Origin of the sequence: Steroidobacter sp., assembly GCF_036402275.1 — a bacterium.
Lineage (GTDB): Bacteria > Pseudomonadota > Gammaproteobacteria > Steroidobacterales > Steroidobacteraceae > Steroidobacter.
In genome coordinates this window covers 1-19,838 of record NZ_DASWTF010000017.1, presented here as the reverse complement: position 1 = coordinate 19,838, position 19,838 = coordinate 1, and the positions used below count along the sequence as shown (strand labels likewise).

General features: G+C 63.2%; 21 protein-coding genes and 1 riboswitch. Of the genes, 15 read left to right on the top strand and 6 right to left on the bottom strand.

Going from position 1 to position 19,838, the window contains the following annotated elements; genetic code table 11:
* The first annotated feature begins 12 nt into the window (after positions 1 to 12).
* The 7 genes from VGD45_RS08890 to VGD45_RS08860 all read left to right on the top strand — a co-directional run bounded on the left by VGD45_RS08890 (position 13) and on the right by VGD45_RS08860 (position 4,309).
* Positions 13 to 651 (top strand): tetratricopeptide repeat protein, encoded by a 639-nt coding sequence (locus tag VGD45_RS08890; protein WP_331154932.1) that lies wholly within the window; start codon positions 13 to 15, stop codon positions 649 to 651.
* Positions 652 to 655: 4 nt separating this feature from the next.
* Positions 656 to 1,078 (top strand): hypothetical protein, encoded by a 423-nt coding sequence (locus VGD45_RS08885; RefSeq protein ID WP_331154931.1) that lies wholly within the window; start codon positions 656 to 658, stop codon positions 1,076 to 1,078.
* Positions 1,079 to 1,224: 146 nt separating this feature from the next.
* Positions 1,225 to 1,932 (top strand): MotA/TolQ/ExbB proton channel family protein, encoded by a 708-nt coding sequence (locus VGD45_RS08880; protein WP_331154930.1) that lies wholly within the window; start codon positions 1,225 to 1,227, stop codon positions 1,930 to 1,932.
* Positions 1,933 to 1,978: 46 nt separating this feature from the next.
* Positions 1,979 to 2,485, top strand: a complete 507-nt coding sequence (locus tag VGD45_RS08875) for a biopolymer transporter ExbD (protein WP_331154929.1) — start codon at positions 1,979 to 1,981, stop codon at positions 2,483 to 2,485.
* The gene (locus VGD45_RS08870; protein ID WP_331154928.1) at positions 2,482 to 3,051 is read left to right on the top strand and encodes an ExbD/TolR family protein; all 570 of its coding nucleotides are present in this window, start codon (positions 2,482 to 2,484) and stop codon (positions 3,049 to 3,051) included. The genes VGD45_RS08875 and VGD45_RS08870 overlap by 4 nt, the downstream gene beginning before the upstream one ends.
* 15 nt (positions 3,052 to 3,066) lie before the next feature.
* A complete protein-coding gene (locus VGD45_RS08865; RefSeq protein WP_331154927.1) occupies positions 3,067 to 3,984 on the top strand; it encodes an AgmX/PglI C-terminal domain-containing protein in 918 nt (305 codons plus the stop codon).
* A 4-nt stretch (positions 3,985 to 3,988) separates the two neighbouring features.
* The gene (locus VGD45_RS08860) at positions 3,989 to 4,309 is read left to right on the top strand and encodes a hypothetical protein (protein WP_331154926.1); all 321 of its coding nucleotides are present in this window, start codon (positions 3,989 to 3,991) and stop codon (positions 4,307 to 4,309) included.
* Here VGD45_RS08860 and VGD45_RS08855 read toward each other — a convergent pair.
* Positions 4,278 to 4,787 (bottom strand): GNAT family N-acetyltransferase, encoded by a 510-nt coding sequence (locus VGD45_RS08855; RefSeq protein WP_331154925.1) that lies wholly within the window; start codon positions 4,785 to 4,787, stop codon positions 4,278 to 4,280. The genes VGD45_RS08860 and VGD45_RS08855 overlap by 32 nt on opposite strands.
* 224 nt (positions 4,788 to 5,011) lie before the next feature.
* Between VGD45_RS08855 and VGD45_RS08850 the strand changes: the two genes are divergently transcribed.
* Positions 5,012 to 5,497: a ClpX C4-type zinc finger protein gene (locus tag VGD45_RS08850; protein ID WP_331154924.1), complete on the top strand. Its 486-nt coding sequence runs from the start codon at positions 5,012 to 5,014 to the stop codon at positions 5,495 to 5,497.
* Between the two features lie 186 nt (positions 5,498 to 5,683).
* A complete protein-coding gene (locus tag VGD45_RS08845) occupies positions 5,684 to 6,013 on the top strand; it encodes a hypothetical protein (protein ID WP_331154923.1) in 330 nt (109 codons plus the stop codon).
* Here the strand turns inward: VGD45_RS08845 and VGD45_RS08840 are convergent.
* On the bottom strand, positions 5,998 to 7,815 hold the full coding sequence (locus VGD45_RS08840) for a monovalent cation:proton antiporter-2 (CPA2) family protein (protein WP_331154922.1): 1,818 nt from the start codon (positions 7,813 to 7,815) through the stop codon (positions 5,998 to 6,000). The genes VGD45_RS08845 and VGD45_RS08840 overlap by 16 nt on opposite strands.
* A 217-nt stretch (positions 7,816 to 8,032) precedes the next feature.
* Between VGD45_RS08840 and VGD45_RS08835 the strand changes: the two genes are divergently transcribed.
* Positions 8,033 to 8,605: a hypothetical protein gene (locus VGD45_RS08835; RefSeq protein ID WP_331154921.1), complete on the top strand. Its 573-nt coding sequence runs from the start codon at positions 8,033 to 8,035 to the stop codon at positions 8,603 to 8,605.
* A gap of 55 nt (positions 8,606 to 8,660) precedes the next feature.
* Positions 8,661 to 11,375, top strand: a complete 2,715-nt coding sequence (locus tag VGD45_RS08830) for a phosphoenolpyruvate carboxylase (RefSeq protein ID WP_331154920.1) — start codon at positions 8,661 to 8,663, stop codon at positions 11,373 to 11,375.
* Positions 11,376 to 11,393: 18 nt separating this feature from the next.
* On the opposite strand, the gene VGD45_RS08825 is transcribed toward VGD45_RS08830, so the two are convergent.
* Positions 11,394 to 11,606: a hypothetical protein gene (locus VGD45_RS08825; RefSeq protein ID WP_331154919.1), complete on the bottom strand. Its 213-nt coding sequence runs from the start codon at positions 11,604 to 11,606 to the stop codon at positions 11,394 to 11,396.
* 380 nt (positions 11,607 to 11,986) lie between these two features.
* On the opposite strand from VGD45_RS08825, the gene VGD45_RS08820 reads away from it, so the two are divergent.
* Positions 11,987 to 12,544 carry a MarR family winged helix-turn-helix transcriptional regulator gene (locus VGD45_RS08820; RefSeq protein WP_331154918.1) on the top strand — a complete coding sequence of 186 codons (558 nt, stop codon included), beginning with the start codon at positions 11,987 to 11,989 and terminating at the stop codon, positions 12,542 to 12,544.
* A gap of 136 nt (positions 12,545 to 12,680) precedes the next feature.
* Here the strand turns inward: VGD45_RS08820 and folD are convergent, their stop codons facing one another.
* From folD to VGD45_RS08805, 3 genes are read right to left on the bottom strand one after another with little or no spacing between them, the layout of a single operon-like run.
* Positions 12,681 to 13,574 carry a bifunctional methylenetetrahydrofolate dehydrogenase/methenyltetrahydrofolate cyclohydrolase FolD gene (gene folD, locus VGD45_RS08815; RefSeq protein ID WP_331154917.1) on the bottom strand — a complete coding sequence of 298 codons (894 nt, stop codon included), beginning with the start codon at positions 13,572 to 13,574 and terminating at the stop codon, positions 12,681 to 12,683.
* Between the two features lie 30 nt (positions 13,575 to 13,604).
* Positions 13,605 to 15,137, bottom strand: a complete 1,533-nt coding sequence (locus VGD45_RS08810) for a malonyl-CoA synthase (protein ID WP_331154916.1) — start codon at positions 15,135 to 15,137, stop codon at positions 13,605 to 13,607.
* Positions 15,138 to 15,187: 50 nt separating this feature from the next.
* The gene (locus VGD45_RS08805; protein WP_331155102.1) at positions 15,188 to 16,207 is read right to left on the bottom strand and encodes a diguanylate cyclase domain-containing protein; all 1,020 of its coding nucleotides are present in this window, start codon (positions 16,205 to 16,207) and stop codon (positions 15,188 to 15,190) included.
* A 252-nt stretch (positions 16,208 to 16,459) separates the two neighbouring features.
* Here VGD45_RS08805 and VGD45_RS08800 point away from each other — a divergent pair, with 252 nt between their 5' ends.
* The 3 genes from VGD45_RS08800 to VGD45_RS08790 all read left to right on the top strand — a co-directional run.
* Positions 16,460 to 17,374, top strand: a complete 915-nt coding sequence (locus VGD45_RS08800) for a carbohydrate kinase family protein (protein WP_349263242.1) — start codon at positions 16,460 to 16,462, stop codon at positions 17,372 to 17,374.
* Between the two features lie 31 nt (positions 17,375 to 17,405).
* Positions 17,406 to 18,593: a methionine adenosyltransferase gene (metK, locus tag VGD45_RS08795; protein ID WP_331154914.1), complete on the top strand. Its 1,188-nt coding sequence runs from the start codon at positions 17,406 to 17,408 to the stop codon at positions 18,591 to 18,593.
* Between the two features lie 105 nt (positions 18,594 to 18,698).
* Positions 18,699 to 18,791: riboswitch (S-adenosyl-L-homocysteine riboswitch) on the top strand.
* 14 nt (positions 18,792 to 18,805) lie between these two features.
* The coding region (locus VGD45_RS08790; protein ID WP_331154913.1) for an adenosylhomocysteinase at positions 18,806 to 19,838 on the top strand (1,033 nt) is incomplete at its 3' end.

Below are 19,838 nucleotides of genomic sequence, written 5' to 3'. Positions count from 1 at the left end.
CGCGCTCTGATCATGAGCGCGCTGCTCGGTCTTTTGCTGTCCGGTTGCGGTTCCGCGCCGACAGAGTCGGACGCGGGCGGCAAGGAGGGAGCGGAACAAACGGGCGTGCCGGTGGAGCCGGCGCTGCCGCCCGAAGCGGTGCAGCAGTTCGAGCGCGCGGTCACGCTGATGAGCTCCGGCGACCTGGCCCAGGCCGAGCAGAGCTTTCGCGCGCTCGCGACTGCGTATCCATCGTATTCCGGACCGTGGCTGAACCTTGGCATCCTGCACGCCAAGGCCGGCAAGCTGGACGAAGCGGAAAAGGCGCTGCGCGAGGCCGTCGCACGCAATGGCAACAACGCGGCGGCGTACAACCAGCTCGGCATCGTGTATCGCAAGCTGGGTCGGTTCAAGGAAGCCGACGAAGCCTATACGCGCGCCGTGCAGGTCGATCCGAACTATGCGCTGGCGTATTTGAATCTGGGCGTGCTGTGCGATTTGTATCTGCAGGAGCCACAGCGCGCGCTGGAAGCTTACGAGCGTTATCTGTCGCTCGCGAGCGAACCGGACGCCAAGGTCACCGGCTGGGTGACCGAGCTGAAGAAACGGATCGGCGCCGAGCCGCGAAGTGCCCAAGCCAGTGGTGCGACCACCGAGCAGTCTGCGGAATGAGCAAATGAGCATGCGCTTCACCCTGCCTTTGATGTTGATCCTCGCTACAGCCGCGCACGCGGCGGAAGAGCCGGGTACGTTGTCGAAAGAAGCGACCGCCGCCGGTCCCGCCGTCGACACCAGCGCTCCGAAACCGGCTGCTAGCGACACGAAGCCCGCTGGGCCGCAAGCCGTCGTGCGCAACGATCGCCTGGATCTCGACACCACGGTCGTGACCGGCAATCGGGAGTTGCCCAAGGTGCTGTACATCGTGCCCTGGAAAAAATCCGATCTCGGCGAGTTGCCCGCGCAGCCGTTCAATACGCTCCTCGATGAAGCATTGGCTCCGGTGGATCGTGACGTTTTTCGTCGTGAAGTGACCTACTACGCTGAAATGAATGGCGGCGCCGACGCGGCGCCGGCGCAACCTCAGCGCAGTGAGAAGTAGGTCGCAGCGCGCATATTTATGTAAGGCGATAAAGCCGGCCTTACACGGCGTTCAGACAATTGCTCGTGGCCACGGCCGTGGGCGTCGCTTGTTTGGTTTTGTTTCGATCTGTTTTTGCTTTGCCCGCACCGCATAGGAGTTAGACGATGGAACTGGTTCACTTCATGGTGAATTTCTTCCGCGAGGGAGGATTCTTCCTGTATCCGCTGGCCGCGATCTTCGTGATCGGCGTCGCCATCACCATCGAGCGTTTCATCTACCTGACCAACGAGACCACGCAGAACCGTCGCGTGTGGGCGCAGGTCGTGCCGCTGATCAACAGCGGTAACTTCAAGCAGGTGGTGGCCATCACCTCGAAGTCCAAGTCTTCGATCGCCACCGTGCTCAACTACGGCATCGCCCGTCTCGCCAGCGCGCGTCGTCGCGACGATGTCGAGAAGGCGATGGACGAGAGCCTGCTTGAAATCATTCCGCGCGCCGAAAAGCGCACGCACTATCTCTCGGCGCTGGCCAACATCGGCATGCTCACCGGTCTGCTCGGCACCGTCATCGGCCTGATCGCGGCGTTCGCCTCGATCGCGCAGGCCAACCCGGCCGAGAAGGCGAGCCTGCTGGCCGCCAGCATCTCGGTGGCCATGAACAACACCGCTTCGGGTCTGTTCGTCGCCATCACGCTGCTGTTGGCGCACATGTTCCTGGAAGCCAAGACCACCAAGATGATCGACAGCCTGGAGATCGCCTCGGTGAAGTTCATGAACTCTGTCGTCGAGCGTCGTCAGGACGTCGAAGGCGCGGGCGACGATCTCGCCGCTCCCGCCCCGGCGCGCGGCCGCGCAGCTCACGGTATGGCCTGAGCGCTAGGCAGCTAGCGCTACACAGCGGTCATTAAAGGGATAGACGATGGCTCAGTCCAAGGCACAGCGGCGGGTGATGCGCAATCATGCGCGCTACCGCGGCCGGCACGAGATCAATGTCGTGCCGATGATCGACATGATGATCATCCTAGTGTTCTTCCTGATCTTCACCGCGGTGTTCACCAAGACCAATATTCTGGAGCTCAACCTGCCGGGCGCCGACAGTGCGGTGCCGGACCTGCCCGAAGGCTTGAACCTGGAAGTGATCATCCGCAAGGACAAGATCGAGATCGCCGACCGCGGCACCGGTCTGCTCAAGACCGTGCCGTCGACCGCCGGCAACTACGATCTCACCGGACTGCAGGATTATCTGAAGCTGGTGAAGACCAAGTATCCCGACAAGACCGACGCGACCATCCTGCTGGAGCAGGAAATTGCTTATGACACGCTGGTGCAGGTGATGGACACGGTGCGTGTCTTCAGCGTGGGCGAAAACAGCTGGACCTTCGGCGAGTTGTTCCCGGATGTGTCCGTGGGAGACGCGCCGACATGATTTCTCGTATCAAACGCCACCGCAAGCGCCAGCACGGCGGCGCCGAGGCCGCCGGCCACATGACGCTGGTGCCGTTCATCGACATGCTGATGATCCTCACGGTGTTCCTGTTGGTGCACAACTCCGACGTGGACATCCTGCCCAACACCAAGGCGATCGCCATTCCGCAATCGCTCTCGGACAAGAAGCCGCGGCCTAGCGTGGTGGTGATGGTCACGAAGGAAGATCTGCTGGTGGACGGCAAGCTCATCGCCAAGGTCGACGACGTGATCAACGCCAAGGACGCGGTGATTCAGCCGCTGAAGCAGGCGTTGCAGAGCCAGGCCGACACGGTGCTGGTGGACGCGGCCAAGCAGGACATCAAGGATCGCGAAGTCACGATCATGGGCGACAAGGGCACTCCGTACAGCGTACTGCGCAAGATCATGGCCACGTGCACCGATGCGGACTACGGCAAGGTGTCGCTGGCCGTTGTCGAGCGCGAAGGCGCCATGGCAGTGTCGCCGACGGCGAGCGGTCGTACCGCGGCGTTCAACGCGACGCCCAGCAACGCTGTGGGTAGCTAAGGAGCGCGGCCACTCATGACCACACTCGCCCCTTACTATCGTTTATACGATCTGCCTTGGTCGCCGACCGAGGAAGTCGAAGCGCGCTTCCGGCGCGTGGTGCGCAACGCGTTCATCGCGTTCGCCATCTTCGCGATCCTGATTCCGTTGATTCCGGTGCCGGAAAAGTCACAAACCAAGGCGCCCGCGATTCCCGATCGCATCGTCAGGCTGGTGATCGAGCAGAAGGCGCCGCCGCCTCCGCCGCCCCCGCCGCCGAAGGTCGAGGATAAGAAACCCGAGCCCGTCAAACCCGTCGAGCAGCCCCAGCCGAAGCCGCAGCCGAGCGCGCGCGAGCGTGCCGAGAAGTCGATGGCGAACGTGATGGATCAGCTCGCCGACCTGCGTGACAGCTCGGTGCTCGATAAGGCGGCGCAGACCAAGAATCTGACCGGCAAGGTGGGCGAGGCGACGCGTTCGGAACGCTCACTGCTGACTTCCAAGGTCGGCGCGAGCAGCGGCGGCATCAACACCGCCGCGCTGAGCCGTGGCTATGGCGGCGGTCAAGGCGCGCTCGAAGGCCACACCACGACGCAAGTGACGTCGGCCGTGCTCACTCAGCAGGCTCAGAACAACGTGCAGCGTGGCGCCGGCAACCGCAAGGCTTCGCGCAGCGAAGAAGAGATCGCGCTGGTGTTCGACCGTAACCAGGGCGCCATCAATTCGATCTATCAGCGCGCGCTGCGTGACGTTCCGACTCTGCAGGGCAAGGTCGTGTTCGAGCTGACGATCGCGGCCGACGGCTCGATCCAGCGCTGCGAGATCGTTTCCAGCGATCTGAACAATCCCGAGCTCGAGCGCAAGCTCGTGGCGCGTATCAAGCTGTTCCGCTTCGAAGCCAAGGACGTGGGCACCATCACGGTGACCAAACCGATGGACTTCTTCCCGGCCTGATCGCATGTTGATGACTGTGCTCGGCAAGTTGCGGCCACTATTCGTGGTCGCGCTTGTCTTGTGCTGGAACGCCGTCGGCCTCGCGCTGAGCGATCGAGCGGGCGCCTTGTCTTCTGCGTCCCTGGTGCTGCTGGCCTGTGCGGCGCTGACGTTGGGCATTCTCTGCGCCAGCGTCAGCCGCGCTGCGTGGGCGCGCGATCTGGTGCTGCGGCCCGAGACCGAATATCACGAAGTGCGCGGCGGAATGTTCCTGTTCGGCTCGCTCAGCTTCTTTCTGGCTGCGTGGACCTTTCTCAAGGCGTGGGAGCTGACGCACCCCGTCTGAGCCCGCTGCCCAAATCAAGAGCATAAAAGCGCGTGCCTGGCAGATACTTCTCGTTGTAAGGCGCGATCTCGACAAAACCGAGCTTCCGATACAGCCCTTGCGCCGAAGTCATGCTCGCTAACGTGTCCAGGCGCAGTTCGTCATGACCTGCCCGTCGCGCCTCGTCGATCACTGCTTCGATCAACCGCTGACCCAGCCTCGCGCCACGAAAGGCCGGTCGAACGTACAAACGTTTCATTTCGCCGATGCCGTCGCCGAGCGGGCGTAGTCCAACGCAGCCGGCAATCTCTCCATCGATACTTGCAATGAGCAGTGCGCCGTGCGGCGGGACGTAAGGCGCGGGCAGCGCTGCGAGCTCGGCGGTGAAGCCCTGATACTCGAGGTTCGTTCCGATCGCCTCGGCGTATTCCCGAAATAACGCGCGCACGGTCGCGACAAGCTCGGGGGTGTCCGCCCGGCTCAGAGAAATCGTAGACATGACGCAAAGTTAGATCGCGGTCGCCCGCCAGGGAAGATACAGCCCGCGAGTCGCGAGGCCGGAACAGTCGCGTGGCAATCCAGCTTCAACGCTGCGTCGGGGTTGTCTGTTCCCTGCGCCGCGGACCGGCCCGCCGGTGTCGGGAACGGTGTTACCGCTCATTGCGTTGTGCTTACAGCAACTCGAATTCCGTCGCCGCCGGTTCGATCCAGCTAACTTAGAGCATGAAACGCAGTCCGCCTCCTCCCGTCATCGACGCCGCCCGCGTGGTGGCCTACGCCTTTGTCGACGATATTCCTTATCTGCCAGTGGGTTCCCGAGTGCTGGCGGACAATGCCGTCGACCAGGCGCCGCGGCTGGCGATCGCGGTCAGCCTGAGCTCGCCGTCCGGTCCGCTGATCTTCCATTGCGACGAGGAGTGGATCGCCATGGGCGCGTCGACCGCGGAGTCGATCGAGCGCGCCAAGCAGGATGCGGAATGCAACTATCCCGGTGTCGGCAATCGTTGGATCGACACCAATGTCACCGTCGAAGAAGCGTTGGCGTTCTACGACTCGGAGACCGCCGGACTCAAATGTTCCTTCTGCGGCAAGCGTCCGTTCGAGGTCGACGGACTGATCGAGGGGCCGCGAGCAACCATTTGCCGCGGCTGTGTCGAAGAATTCTATTGCGACTTTCAGTTCGACGACGGCGACGTCGTTGGCAATTAGTCGATCGTGTTCCTCGGAGCTGGACAGGCCGTCAGGTCGCGGCGCGAGCCTTGTCATAACCTCGAACATGCCAGCTAGAATGTGACATAGACCCGTTGCCGCGACCGCCCGTCCGGGCCGGCGGGCCGCTCAACGCCTCGCCTTGCCTCGTGCCGGCAAGGCCGCGAAGATGGTCCGGGAGGATATATGAACATCGAATCGGAGATTCGAAATTTCTCGGAGCTGTCGTCCATCGAGCAGGCCCGGTTCATGACTCGTTTCATGTACGAGCTCACGCTGGAGGCGCGTAATTTCTATGCGCCGGGCGGGCAGCAGAACATCGACGCGATCAAGCTGCGTTTCATCAATGAAATCCAGCATCGCGTCACGCGCTTCATCGAACAGATTCTGATCGACGATCCGTCCCGGCCTTCCAACGATGTCACATTGCGGCTGCTGCTCGCGCCGCGCACCGAGAAAGCGATCGAAGGGCTGATGCACGCCGCCTACGTGCGCACCATTCAAGCCGTCGCCTGATTTTCCCGGTCGGTCTCGCGTATCCGCTCGCTGCCCCGCACGTCCTCTTCGAACAGACTCTCCAGCTCGCGCGCCGCCTGATGCGCCGATTGAATCAGCTTCTGCTCGTCGTCGCCGGCGAGTAGTTGCTGTTCCAGCAGCTTGCGGTCGTGGATATCGAAGCGACGGATGCTCTCTTCGGCGTCCGCGCGCGTCAGGCCGAGCGCTTCCAGGGTGTTCTGCGCCAGCTCCAGGCTGGAGTAATACGTCTCACGAACGAAATAACGGACGCCGAGATCCATCAGCTTGATGGCGTGTTGACGGTTGCGCGCGCGGGCGAGCACCTTCAGGTGCGGGAAATGTTTCTTGATCAGCTCGGCCGTGCGCACCGACGCATCGATGTCGTCCATGGCCAGCACGAATATTTCCGCACGGGACGCGCCCGCCGCCTGGAGCAACTCCAGCCGCGAGGGATCGCCGTAGTACACCTTGTTGCCGAAACGACGCACGAAGTCCACTTGCGCCACGCTCGACTCCAGCGCGGTGAAGGGGATGCGCCGCATGCGTAACACGCGGCCGATGATCTGGCCGACGCGGCCGAAGCCCGCGATCAGCACGCGGCTGTTCTGATCGTCTATGGCGTCGAACTCGCGAGTCGTTTCGCCCTTGTTCAACAGCGGCTCCACGAACGCGGCGTGCAACTTGATCAACAACGGCGTGGTCGCCATCGAAATGGTCACGACGATCACCAGCAGCTGCGCCAGGCTCTGTTCCATCACGCTGTAGCTCACCGCCATCGAGAACAGCACGAAGCCGAATTCACCGCCCTGTGCCAGCGATACCGCCAACGGCGATGCATGGCGCCCCTGTAACTTGGCCACGCGCGCGATAGCGAACAACAATCCGGCCTTGATTACATGCAGGCCGAGCACCAGAGCTGCGATCAACACGGGGTGTTCGCGCAGCAGGCTGATGTTGCTCGTCATGCCGACAGACATGAAGAACAAGCCCAGCAGCAGGCCTTTGAACGGCTCGATGTCGGCTTCCAGCTCGTGACGATATTCGCTCTCGGCGAGCAGCAGGCCGGCGACGAACGCGCCGAGCGCCATGGACATACCGACCGCGTTCATCAGCAATGCAGTGCCTATGACGACCAGCAGAGCTGCGGCGGTGAATGCTTCGGCGGCTTTCGTTTCCGCCACGATTCGTAACACGGGGCGCAACACATATCGGCCGCCGAAGACCAACAACGCCAGCATGCCGAGTCCTTTAGCCGCACCGAGCACGGTCGCGCCCAACGATTGCGTGGCGCCAGTCGCGCCGAGCAGGGGCAGGATGGCCAGCATGGGCATCACGGCGATGTCCTGAAACAACAGAATGGCGAACGCCGGGCGACCGTGTTTAGTGTTCAGCTCGTGACGTTCGGCGAGCAGTTGCAGGACCAGCGGCGTGGACGACAGCGACAGCGCAAAGCCAGTGACGAATGCCGCGTTCATCGATAGCCCGAGCAGATGCGCGATGGTGGTGAACACGACGGTGGTGACGGTGACTTGCGCCAGTCCCAAGCCGAAAATAGAACGGCGCATGGCGCGCAGGCGCGAAGGCTGCAATTCCAGGCCGATGACGAACAGCAGCAGCACCACGCCGAATTCGGCGATGTGCATCACGCCCTCGGCGTCGTCGATCACCGCCAGGCCGTACGGACCGATGGCCACGCCCGCGGCCAGGTAGCCGAGGATGGAGCTCAGCCGCAAGCGGCGGAACAAGGGCACGGCCAGCACCGTGGCGCCGAGAAATACCGCAATCTGTCCAGTCAAAGTCATGAGAAGTCTCGTCAGGGGCGCGCTGCGACGCGCAGCAACTTTGCGTTAGCTGCGTCACATACGCAGTGTGAGGTGGAGATCGTATCAGCCGGATAGCGCGCTCGGGCTACGGCGCCATTCAGGGCGAGCCTCATGGGCCGGGTCTGACGGGCCGCCGATGATGTGGGCGTCACGGCGGCGGTCCACCTCACCCCAGTTTCCCGCGCCGTGGCGGCTTATGGTCAACGACTTCGCCGACGCCCGACCCGTGTACATCATCGATGCGCTGGACCGCATCGTGTTCGTCAATCCGGCCTGGAGCCGTTTCGTCGCGCCTGCTCGTGACCAAGCGCCTGACCTGAACGGCGTGATCGGGCGGCCGATCTGGAATCGCATCCCGGACGGCGTGGTCCGCCAGCTGTGGGAATTGCTCTACAGCCGCGTGCGCGCCATCGGCGGCAGCGTGTTCGTTCCCATGCGAGTGGACCGCGCCGACGAACGGCGCCTGATCGATATCGAGTTGTCCCCGCTGAGCGACGGCTCGATCCGTCACGTTTGCGAGCCGGTGTGGTGCGAGGCTCGGCCCGCGGTGGCTCTGCTGGACCCGTGCTATCCACGCGACGCGCGCAGCCTGCGCAGTTGCATGTGGTGCCGGCGAATCCAGGTTCGTCTGGGCGCCTGGGAGGAAATCGAGGACGCCCAGCAAACGCTGGCCATCCCGGCGGACAGCACGCTGCCCCGGCTTGAGCCCGCGGCTTGCTCGAGCTGTAAACAGTCGCTGTTAAAGACATTTCCAGCCAGGGTTGCCTGATATCGACAGCTCCTGAGAGGTGGGTCCGGAGCACTCTGCTACACTCCGCGACCCCATGCCTCGTTCCGACATTAGCTTTCCGCAAAAAGACGCCGAGCTGCGGGAAGACGTACACATGCTCGGCGCGCTGGTCGGCGAAGTGATTCGCGAGCAGGGCGGCGACGTCCTGTTCGAAGCGGTGGAGACCGACCGCCAGAACGCCATCGCGCGCCGCGAAGGCGACAAAGAGTGCGCCCGCGAGCTGGCCGAGCAGACCCGTAATGTGCCGCCAGGACAGGCGCGCGATCTGGTGCGGGCATTCTCGACCTGGTTCGAGATGGTCAACATGGCGGAGAAGGTTCATCGCATCCGCCGCCGGCGCCAATATTTCAACGAGGGCAAGATCCAGCCCGGCGGCGTTATAGAGGCCGTCAATAAGCTCAAGGAGCAAGGCCTGTCGCTGGACGACGTGCGTCGCCAGATGCTCCATATGTGGATCGAGCCGGTGTTCACGGCGCATCCCACGGAATCCACCCGTCGCACCATCCTGCGCAAACAGCAAAAGATCGCGCAGCTGTTGTTGAAACGGCTGGGGCTCGCCCGCACGGCCAACGAAGCTCGCGTGCTATGGGACCGCATCCGTAACGAAATCACTTCGGGCTGGCAGACCGCCGAGAATTCGCGCGAGCGCCTCACCGTCGCCGACGAGCGGGAGCACGTGCTGTTCTTCATCGCCGAAGTGCTCTACAAGATCGTGCCGAGCTTTTACGAAGAGATCGAAATGGCGCTGGAGCAGGCGTACGGTCCCGAAGCCCGGGATCGGGAAGTGCCGGAAATCCTGCGCTTCGGCTCCTGGGTGGGCGGCGACATGGACGGCAACCCCGACGTGCACGCCAAGACCTTGCGCGAGACCATCGCGCGACATCAGCAGATCATCGTCAACAACTACTTCCTGGACTGCAAATCCCTGGCGGAGTCGCTGTCACAAAGCGCGTCGCGCGTCGGCATCACTCCGGAGCTGTCGGCTCGCATCGAGCAATATTCGCTATTGTTGCGTTCCGGCGGCAGTCTGTCGCCGGCCCGGCACGACCGCATGCCGTATCGAGTGTTCCTCGCCCAAGTGCAGGAGCGCTTGCGCGCGACCTACGAAGGTCGCGCCAATCATTATGAAAACGCCAACGAGTTCCTGGGCGACATCAATCTGATCGCCGACAGCCTGCGCGCCAACAAGGGCGAGCACGCGGGCCTGTTCCAGGTGCGCCGGCTGATCCGCCGGGTGCGCACCTTCGGTTTTCATTTGGCGACGCTGGATATTCGCCAGAACGCGGCCGCGCATCGCGCCGTCATCGGGCAGGGCTTCAACGATCCCGACTGGTCGAAGCGCGACAGCGCCGAGCGTGCCGACCGCCTGCGAGGTGCGTTGGAGCGCGACGAGGGTCCCACCAACGTGCTGGATGCCAGCGGCAAGCGCAGCCTATGGGTCCTGGAAGCGTTGGCGCACAACCGTCACCGCTATGGCGACGAGGCGATCGGCGCGTACGTGGTCAGCCAGACGCAAGGCGTCGACGACGTGCTCTCGGTGCTGCTGCTGGCCCGCTGGGCCGATACCGCCGACCGGCGTACGGGCGACGTGCCTACCGATGTAGCGCCCATGTTCGAATCGGCCGAGTCGCTGCAACGTTGCGGCGAGGTGATGCGCCAGCTGTTCGAGGAGCCGGTTTACAAACGTCACCTCAAAGGGCGCGCCAATCACCAGTACGTGATGATCGGCTACTCCGCCAGCAATAAAGAGAGCGGCATCGTGCGTTCGCGCTGGCTGATTCGCCAGGCGCAGGAATCGTTGTTTGCCGCCGCCGACGCGGCCGGCATCGACTTGACACTTTTTCACGGTCAGGCCGAAGGCATCGATCGGGGCGGCGGCCGCACCGAAGTGCTGGTCAGAAGCGGCCCGGACGGCGCGCGTCGCGGCCGGTTGCGCATCACCGAGCAGGGCGAGTTGATCAACGAGAAATACGGCCTGCGTCCCATAGCGCTGCGAGTGTTCGAGCAGGCGTTCAACGCGTTGTCGCTGTCACGCGCGGGGGTCATGCCGCCGGAGCGTGTCGAGCCGGGCTGGCGCGAGGCCATGGACCTGCTGGCCAACGAAAGCTCGCGCGTCTATCGCGGGCTGGTGTTCGACGATGCCGAATTTCACGAGTTCTTCTGCCAGCTCACGCCCATCGACGTGGTGGAGCGCATGCAGATCGGCTCCCGGCCGGTGTCCCGCCTCGAGCGCGTCGGAATCGCCGCGCTACGCTCCATTCCCTGGTGGCATGCGTGGTCGCAGTGTCGTTACATGATGCCGGGCTGGTTCGGCGCCGGCTCGGCGCTGGCGCTGGCGGAGCGCACGCTGGGCGAGGCGGCCCTGCGCGACATGTACGAGAACTGGTTCTTCTTCACCAATCTTGTCGACGACGTCGAGCTGTCGCTGGCGCGCGCCGATCTGGAGATCGCCCGCGTTTACGAACAGCTGGTGGACGAAAGATATCGACGCTTCATTCCGGCGCTGCGCGCCGAGTACGAGCTGACCAAACAGCAGGTTTTGAAAATTCGCGGTTGCCCGCAGCTGCTGGACGGCGCCTCGACCGTGCAACGCTCGATCCTGCTGCGTAACCCGTACATCGATCCCATGCATCTGGTGCAAGTGGATCTGCTACGGCGCTGGCGCGCCGGCAGGCGCGAAGATCGCGAATTGCTGGCAGCCCTGCTGGCCACGGTGAGCGGCATCGGCCAGGCTCTGCAAGGCGCCTGACGGGCGCCGGCGGGGTGGCTAGTTGGCTTGCCTGTTCAGATACGGCAACAACCAATCGACGATCAGTTCGTGATCGACCTGCGCGCGCCCGCGGTGGCGCGCGAACATTTCCGGCCGGTCCTGCAGCAGCCTGAACGCGAACGCGACGGCGTCGGTGGCGTGCAAACGTCGCGATTCCGGCAACCGGAACCATTCTTCGAGAACGCGGGCTTGGGCTTCTAATTGTGGCATTCGGGCGCTCCACGGAGCGCGGCGGAACATAGCAGCCCGTTCATGGGGCCGCACCAGTTTTTTTCGCGAGATCGAGTGTCGGATACGTGGTCACGAAACGTCACTTGCGTTTCGGAGCGGGCAAACAGGCAAATGGCGTGTGGCATGTAACAAATGGACAAAATTTGTCAGGGCCCGGGCGCCGCGCGAGCCGGCGGTAAATCAAGAAAACACGGCAAATTCTCGCGCAGAAACATTTCTGCTTCGTTCAGCGTTGCAAGTTTGTTTGCATAACGCGCGCTTCGCGCAAGGATCGATGCAATGTTCTATTCAAGCGCGATTGCTTACGGCAGAATCCGCGTCCTCCTAAGTTCTTCGGCCATGGCCGAATCGGCACGTAAGTGAAAGCTCCGCAGAAGAAGCCGCGTCAGCGGTCGACGAAGACAATCTCTCCCTGGTCGACGGTGTCGAGCAGCGGCACGCATTTGAACGTGGAGGACTTCCTCACGTTTCGATTGACGCGCCTCTCGAACGCCCTGCGCACCAACCTCACCAAGCCCTATCTCGAATCGTTCGATTTGAGCTTGCCGGAGTGGCGGTTGCTGGCGCTGGTGGCGCGCTTCGCGCCGATGCGCTTCTCCGAGGTCACGGCGCGCAGTGGCATGGACAAAGGGCAGGTGAGCCGCACCCTGCGGGTCATGGCGACGCGCGGCCTCACCAAAACCAAGACGATCAAGGGCAGTGGCTCGCGCTCCACGGAAGCGCTGGCTGCGCCGGTGATGGTTTCCATCACGCCCAAAGGCGCCTCTTTGTACAAAGCGGTGCTGCCGGTGGCCCGCAAGCGCCAGGCGGACATGCTGCTGACGTTGAGTCAGTCGGAGCGCGTCACGCTCTATTCCATCATCGATAAGCTGTCGGAAACGATCGGCAACGCCGAGAGTGAAGCCGACGCTGAGTAGCTTGTTGTTAATCGCTACTCTCCCCAGAGGGGAGAGTAGCGATATTGGTGAGAGTAAAGCAGACGCTGAGTAAACGTTTGCTACCGACGCGTCGGTAAATGCGCAGCCAACCGCTGCGCATTTTATTAGCGATCGATTAAGACAAGCTGATCGGCGGGCCGACCGCGCCAGCGCGCGAACGAATCGCGGCGTTCACCGTATTCATCAACAGACAGGCGATGGTCATGGGCCCCACGCCGCCCGGCACCGGCGTAATCGCTCCTGCGTGCGCCAGCGCGGCGTCGAAGTCCACGTCGCCCACCAGTTTGTTCTTGCCGTCCGCGCCGACGATCCGATTGATGCCGACGTCGATCACGATCGCGCCAGGACGGACCCAGTCGCCGGCGATGGCCTTGGGCCGACCGATGGCGGCCACCAGGATCTCGGCCTCCCGGCACAGCTGCGGCAGATCGCGGGTCCGCGAGTGCGCAATCGTTACAGTGCAATCGTTTTGTAACAGCAGCTGAGCCATCGGCTTGCCGACGATGTTGGAGCGGCCGACGACGACCGCGCGCTTGCCGGCCAGCTCGCGCGTCACTTCCCGAATCAGGATCAAGCAGCCCAGCGGCGTGCACGGCACGGTGGCGTCCTGGCCGAGCGCGAGGCGTCCTGCGTTCACGGCGTGAAAGCCATCGACGTCTTTGGCGGGATCGATGGCCGCGAGCACCGCTGCGCTGTCCACGCCGGCGGGCAACGGTAACTGCACCAGGATGCCGTGCACGTCTGGTTGTGCATTCAACTTTTCAACCAGAGCAATCAGCTCGGCCGTGCCGGCGGTCGCCGGCAGGCGATGATCGAAATGTCTCAAGCCGGCCGCGGCCGCCTGCTTGGTCTTGCTGCCGACGTACACCTGGCTGGCCGGATCCTCGCCGACCAGCACCACCGCGAGACCAGGCGTCAGGCCGTGCCTGGCCAGCTCGGCCGTGCGGGCGGCGACGCGCTCGCGCAGTCGTTCGGCGACGGCGCGGCCGTCGATAAGGGTGGCGGTCATTGGCGGATCTCCCGAGTTGGCAAACAAGACTTATCTGTAAAGGTCGCGATAGCGATCGCGGAGCGCGCTCTTTTGCACCTTGCCCATGGTGTTACGAGGCAACTCGTCGACCACCACGATGCGCTTGGGCAGCTTGAACCTGGCCAGGCGTCGTTCGAGCGCGCCGCGGATGGATGTTTCGTCCAGGGCGGCGCCTTGCTTCGCGACCACTACGGCGGTCACGCCTTCGCCGAAATCCGGATGCGGGACGCCGATGACGGCGCTTTCCACCACGCCGGGCAGCGCGTCGATTTCCAGCTCCACTTCGATGGGATAGACGTTGTAGCCGCCGGTGATGATCAAATCCTTGCCGCGGCCGACGATGTAGACATAGCCGCGAGCGTCGCGTTTGCCCAGGTCGCCCGTGATGAAGAAGCCGTCCTGACGAAACTCGGCCGCGGTTTTCTCCGGCATGCGCCAGTAACCGGAGAATACGTTCGGTCCACGGACTTCGATCATGCCGATGACGTCCGGCTCGGAGAGCGGCGTACCCGTTTCCGGATCGGCGATGCGAACTTCCACGCCGGGCAGCGCCGGCCCGACCGACCCAGGAATCCGATCGCCCTCGTAAGGATTAGATGTGTTCATGAGCGTCTCGCTCATGCCGTACCGTTCCAGGATGGCGTGCCCGGTGCGCGCCTGGAATTCGCGATGGGTCTCCGCCAGCAGCGGCGCCGAGCCCGAAACAAACAAGCGGATGTTCCCGAGCCGCTCGCGGCTCAACCCCGGATGTTGTAACAGCCTTGTATAGAAGGTCGGCACGCCCATCATCACGCTGGCGCGCGGGAGCAATCGAACGACTTCGTCGGCGTCGAACTTGGGCAGGAACAGCATGGAGCTGCCCGAGGCCAGCACGGTGTTGATGGCGACGAACAGTCCGTGCACGTGAAAGATGGGCAGGGCATGTAACAACACGTCCTTGGACGTGAACCGCCAGGCCCGGGCCAGGGTCAGCGCGTTGGAAGCGAGATTGGCCCGGGTCAGCATGGCGCCTTTGGAGCGGCCGGTGGTTCCCGACGTATAGAGCAATGCCGCCAGCGCCGAAGGATCGTGACTTCGCTTGTTCGTCGGCGCGGATGACGCTTCGATCTGGAGCAGCGAGCCGCCGCCGCGCTCGTCCAATGTTTCCACGTGCCTCACGCTACATCGGGCCGCGATCTGCCGGACCTGCTCGCGATCGGCGGGTCGCACCACCGCGACCGTCGGCGCGGCGTCGCCGAGGAAGTATTCGAGCTCGGCGAAGGTATAGGCGGTATTGAGAGGAACGAAGATCGCGCCCAAGTGCAGGCAGGCGAGATACAACGCGATCGCTTCCGGAGATTTCTCGACCTGCGCCACGACCCGATCGCCGGGTGCGACCTGTAACGACGCGAGCGACGCAGCTAGCCGGCGCGAGAGCGTCAGCGCTTGACCGTAACTCAGCACGCCGCGTTCGGCGGTTTCCAACAGCGGACGCCCGGGTTCTTCAGCGGCAACGGATTCGAGCCACCGTGCGGGATCGTCGGTGGCGGCGGCATTCGACATCGGCGGGTCTCATGAGGCGCGGATCAGGGCCTCATGATAGCTCGGGCGGGTCAGCGGCGACTGGCGGCGGCGCGCTTCTCTTCGTACATGGCGGCGTCGGCGCGCGCCAGCAGCGCTTCGAGATCTTCTTCGGTGGGAATATCGACCAGCGTCATGCCGACGCTGATGTTCAGCGGATACGGCCGCCGATGGGTCTGGTTGAACGCCTGCAGGTGCTCCTGGAGTCGGCCGCTCAAGGCGTGCAGATCCTGAGTCGAATGCACGTGGGCCATGGCGACGAATTCGTCGCCGCCGATTCGAGCCAGGATGTCGGAGCTGCGGAATGTGTCGCGCAGGACTTCGGCCGTATCGCGCAGCGCCTGGTCGCCGGCTTGATGGCCGAGCGTGTCGTTGATGCGCTTCAACCCGTTCAGATCCATGAAGAACACGCCCATGGCGTAGTGTTCGCGCTGAGCGACTTTCAACGCCTGCTGGGCCAGCTCGAAAAAGCCGCGCCGGTTGCGCAGCTGGGTGAGCTCGTCGATCAGCGACAGGTTCTGGAGCAGCTCAGCGTTCCGGCGCAGCGCCTCTTCGCGCTCGCGCACCGCGAGCTCTGCCCGATGTTTGTGGATGGCGACTTCGATCGCACAGCGCAGCTCGTCTTCCTGGAACGGCTTGATCAAGTAGCCCAGCGGTCCGGTCAACACCGCCCGCTGCAGCGTTTCGCTGTCGCGGTGACCCGTGAGAAAGATGATCGGCACGTGGGAATGCTCCTGCATCATACGCGCCGCCTGGATGCCGTCGATTTCGCCGCGCAGGCTCACGTCCATGACCACCAGCTCCGGCTGCAGTTGCGTCGCCATGGCCACGGCCTGCGTGCCTTCGCTCGCCACGCCACTGATGCGATACCCCAGGCGGGTCAACGCTTCCATGAGGTCCTGCGCCACGATGCCCTCGTCCTCGACGATGAGGATGGACGCTGGATGAGGCTCGGTGCGCGTCAAATTATTGGCCAGCAGCTCGGCCGAAGCGTCGTCAGCTGGCGACGTTTCGGCGGATGCCGAGCGATGGAAGCGGTTGCGAGGCTCCACGTTGATCAATCCGTTCTCCCCTCGGGGGCGGGGGACCCCGCCTTGGATAGCTCCGTTAACGCTTGAACCGTCCTACAGGTTCACCACGGCAAGCTCCGGGGGCCGCAAAAAGACGAACGGGTCGCGGAGATGGAATTCGCCTCGCGGGCCGGCGTCTTGGCCTACAATCGCGCCCATTCCGACGATCCCGAGGAGAACGACGTTTTGAGTCAGCACGCCCTGATCTGTGGCTCAGTGGCCTTCGACACCATCATGGTGTTCGAGGACCGGTTCCGGAATCACATCCTGCCGGACAAGATCCACATGCTGAACGTGTCGTTCCTGGTGCCGCAGATGCGGCGCGAATACGGCGGCTGCGGCGGCAACATCGCCTACAACCTCAAGCTGCTGGGCGACACCGGATACCTCATGGCCACGGTCGGCCGCGATGCCGGCTTATACCTGCAGTGGATGAGCGATAACGGCATTCCCACCGATTTCGTGCGCGTCATCGAGTCCGAGCATACGGCGCAAGGATTCGTCACCACCGACCTGGACGACAATCAGATCTGGGCGTTCCATCCCGGCGCCATGCAACAGTCGCATGTCAACGAGGTGTCGCAGGCCGCACGGAGTCAGCGCATCAAGGTCGGCATCGTGGCCCCCGACGGCCGCGAAGGCATGATCCGTCACGCCGCGCAGTTCGCGGCCGCGGGCATTCCTTTTATTTTCGATCTGGGTCAGGCAATGCCGCTGTTCGACGGCGAGCACTTGAAAACCTTCATCACCCAGGCCACTTATCTCGCGCTCAACGACTACGAGTGGCAGGTGGTCCAGCAGCGCACCGGCTGGAATGAATCCCAAATACTCAAGCACGTGCAGGCCCTGATAGTGACTCGCGGCGCCGAGGGTTCGGAGATTCATACGCGCGAGGGCAAAATCGTCATTCCGGCGGCCAGACCCAAGGCCGTCGTGGATCCCACCGGCTGCGGCGACGCTTACCGGGCGGGGCTGCTGCACGGACTGCTGCATGGTCGGGATTGGGAGACCACCGGCCGGATCGCCTCGCTGCTGGGGGCTATCAAAATCGAATCCCGCGGCACCCAGAACCATCGGTTCACCAGCGACGAATTCGCCAGTCGCTATCGGGACAATTTCGGTACTCCATTGTTACCTGTCGCGGGTTAGCATTCAGTTTCAGGGCTATAGGACTTTTTTAATGAGCAGCAACAGCTTTTTGTTTACGTCCGAATCGGTGTCCGAAGGCCATCCGGACAAAGTCGCCGATCAGATCTCCGACGCCGTGCTGGACGCTATCCTGGCGCAGGACAAGTACTCGCGCGTCGCCGCCGAGACTCTGTGCACCACCGGCCTGGTGGTGCTGGCCGGCGAGATCACTTCCAACGCCGTGATCGACTACCAGACCGTGGTGCGCGATACCATCAAGCGCATCGGTTACGACAACAGCGACTACGGCATCGACTACAAGGGTTGCTCGGTGCTGGTCGCATACGGCAAGCAGTCGCAGGACATCGCGCAAGGCGTCGACGAAGGCCGCGGCATCGATCTGGATCAGGGCGCGGGCGACCAGGGCCTGATGTTCGGTTACGCCTGCGATGAAACGCCGACTCACATGCCGCTGGCGATTTATCTGTCGCATCGTCTGGTCGAGCGCCAGGCGCTGTTGCGCAAGCAGGGCAAGCTGCCCTGGCTGCGTCCGGACGCGAAGTCGCAAGTCACGATCCGTTATATCGACGGCAAGCCGAAGGAAATCGACACCGTGGTGCTGTCCACCCAGCATCATCCGGACATCGAGCACAAGCAGCTGTCCGAGGCCGTGATCGAAGAAATCGTGAAGCCGGTGCTGCCGAAGGAAATGATCGGCAAGAAGGTGAACTATCTGATCAATCCCACCGGCCGGTTCGTGGTCGGCGGTCCGCAGGGCGACGCTGGCCTCACCGGACGCAAGATCATCGTCGACACCTACGGCGGCTCGGCGCCGCACGGCGGTGGCGCGTTCTCCGGCAAGGATCCTTCGAAGGTCGACCGCTCGGCGGCTTATGCCGCGCGTTATGTCGCCAAGAACATCGTGGCCTCGGGTCTGGCCACCAAGGCGCAGGTGCAGGTGTCGTACGCCATCGGCGTCGCCAAGCCCACCAGCATCATGGTGACCACCTTCGGCACCGGCAAAGTGTCCGACGAGCGGCTCGAAGAGCTGGTCGCCAAGCACTTCGACCTGCGTCCGAAAGGCATCATCCAAATGCTCGACCTGCTGCGTCCGATCTATCAGAAGACCGCCGCCTACGGCCATTTCGGCCGCAGCGAGCCGGAGTTCTCCTGGGAAAAGACCGACAAGGCCGAGTTGCTGGCGTCGGAGGCGGGCATCAAGCGCGCCGCGAATGCCTGATGCAACGGTCGTAAGCAAATAGACTCTATTTGTTCCGAACGCCGGGTGGACGGATTCGTCCAGCCCGGCGTTTCTGTTAGCCTTTCTGTTAGAATGGCTCTCCCACGAATCGAGGGGCGCTGCAGCAGCTCAGGCGTTCTGCCTCGGACCTGCCAGGCTCGATTCGCACGGCCTCATAGGCAACGGCGCCCTCCAACTTGACGGAGATACATATGAGCGCAGTCGCCAAGCCTGCATCCACTGGTGATTTTCACGTTGCCGACCTGAAGCTGGCCGATTGGGGCCGCAAGGAAATCCTGATCGCCGAGACCGAAATGCCCGGTCTGATGGCGATTCGTGAAGAGTTCGCGAAGTCGCAGCCCTTGAAAGGAGCCCGCATCACCGGCTCCCTGCACATGACCATTCAGACCGCCGTGCTGATCGAGACGCTGCAAGCGCTCGGCGCGCAGGTCCGCTGGGCGTCGTGCAATGTGTTCTCGACCCAGGATCACGCCGCCGCCGCGATCGCCGCCAAGGGCACGCCGGTGTTCGCGTACAAGGGCGAGACGCTGGACGAATATTGGGATTACACCCATCGCATTTTCGAGTGGCCGGACGGTGGCTACTCCAACATGATCCTCGACGACGGCGGCGACGCGACGCTGCTGTTGCATCTGGGTACGCGCGCCGAAAGCGATATCGGCGTGCTGAACAACCCGGGCAGCGAAGAAGAGACCTGCCTGTTCAATTCCATCAAGGCCAAGCTCAAGGTCGATCCGAAGTGGTATTCGACACGCCTGAAGCAGGTGAAGGGCGTGACCGAGGAGACCACCACCGGCGTGAAGCGTCTGTATCAGATGGCGAAGGAAGGCAAGCTCGCGTTCCCGGCCATCAACGTCAACGACTCGGTCACCAAGAGCAAGTTCGACAATCTGTACGGCTGTCGCGAGTCGCTGGTCGACGGCATCAAGCGCGCCACCGACGTGATGATCGCCGGCAAGGTCGCCGTGGTCGCCGGCTACGGCGACGTGGGCAAGGGCTCGGCCCAGGCCCTGCGCGCGCTGTCCGCGCAGGTGTGGGTCACCGAGATCGATCCGATCAACGCCCTGCAGGCCGCCATGGAAGGCTACCGCGTGGTCACGATGGAGTACGCCGCCGACAAGGCCGACATCTTCGTCACGACCACCGGCAACCGCGACGTGATCCGCTACGAGCACATGGCCGCCATGAAGGACCAGTCCATCGTGTGCAACATCGGCCACTTCG

Excerpts from the sequence above, each read along its gene's own strand:
- VGD45_RS08890 (WP_331154932.1), top strand. The coding sequence starts at position 13 with ATGAGCGCGCTGCTCGGTCTTTTGCTGTCCGGTTGCGGTTCCGCGCCG.
- VGD45_RS08885 (WP_331154931.1), top strand. The coding sequence starts at position 656 with ATGAGCATGCGCTTCACCCTGCCTTTGATGTTGATCCTCGCTACAGCC.
- VGD45_RS08880 (WP_331154930.1), top strand. The coding sequence starts at position 1,225 with ATGGAACTGGTTCACTTCATGGTGAATTTCTTCCGCGAGGGAGGATTC.
- VGD45_RS08875 (WP_331154929.1), top strand. The coding sequence starts at position 1,979 with ATGGCTCAGTCCAAGGCACAGCGGCGGGTGATGCGCAATCATGCGCGC.
- VGD45_RS08870 (WP_331154928.1), top strand. The coding sequence starts at position 2,482 with ATGATTTCTCGTATCAAACGCCACCGCAAGCGCCAGCACGGCGGCGCC.
- VGD45_RS08865 (WP_331154927.1), top strand. The coding sequence starts at position 3,067 with ATGACCACACTCGCCCCTTACTATCGTTTATACGATCTGCCTTGGTCG.
- VGD45_RS08860 (WP_331154926.1), top strand. The coding sequence starts at position 3,989 with ATGTTGATGACTGTGCTCGGCAAGTTGCGGCCACTATTCGTGGTCGCG.
- VGD45_RS08855 (WP_331154925.1), bottom strand. The coding sequence starts at position 4,787 with ATGTCTACGATTTCTCTGAGCCGGGCGGACACCCCCGAGCTTGTCGCG.
- VGD45_RS08850 (WP_331154924.1), top strand. The coding sequence starts at position 5,012 with ATGAAACGCAGTCCGCCTCCTCCCGTCATCGACGCCGCCCGCGTGGTG.
- VGD45_RS08845 (WP_331154923.1), top strand. The coding sequence starts at position 5,684 with ATGAACATCGAATCGGAGATTCGAAATTTCTCGGAGCTGTCGTCCATC.
- VGD45_RS08840 (WP_331154922.1), bottom strand. The coding sequence starts at position 7,815 with ATGACTTTGACTGGACAGATTGCGGTATTTCTCGGCGCCACGGTGCTG.
- VGD45_RS08835 (WP_331154921.1), top strand. The coding sequence starts at position 8,033 with ATGGTCAACGACTTCGCCGACGCCCGACCCGTGTACATCATCGATGCG.
- VGD45_RS08830 (WP_331154920.1), top strand. The coding sequence starts at position 8,661 with ATGCCTCGTTCCGACATTAGCTTTCCGCAAAAAGACGCCGAGCTGCGG.
- VGD45_RS08825 (WP_331154919.1), bottom strand. The coding sequence starts at position 11,606 with ATGCCACAATTAGAAGCCCAAGCCCGCGTTCTCGAAGAATGGTTCCGG.
- folD (WP_331154917.1), bottom strand. The coding sequence starts at position 13,574 with ATGACCGCCACCCTTATCGACGGCCGCGCCGTCGCCGAACGACTGCGC.
- VGD45_RS08810 (WP_331154916.1), bottom strand. The coding sequence starts at position 15,137 with ATGTCGAATGCCGCCGCCACCGACGATCCCGCACGGTGGCTCGAATCC.
- VGD45_RS08800 (WP_349263242.1), top strand. The coding sequence starts at position 16,460 with ATGGTGTTCGAGGACCGGTTCCGGAATCACATCCTGCCGGACAAGATC.
- metK (WP_331154914.1), top strand. The coding sequence starts at position 17,406 with ATGAGCAGCAACAGCTTTTTGTTTACGTCCGAATCGGTGTCCGAAGGC.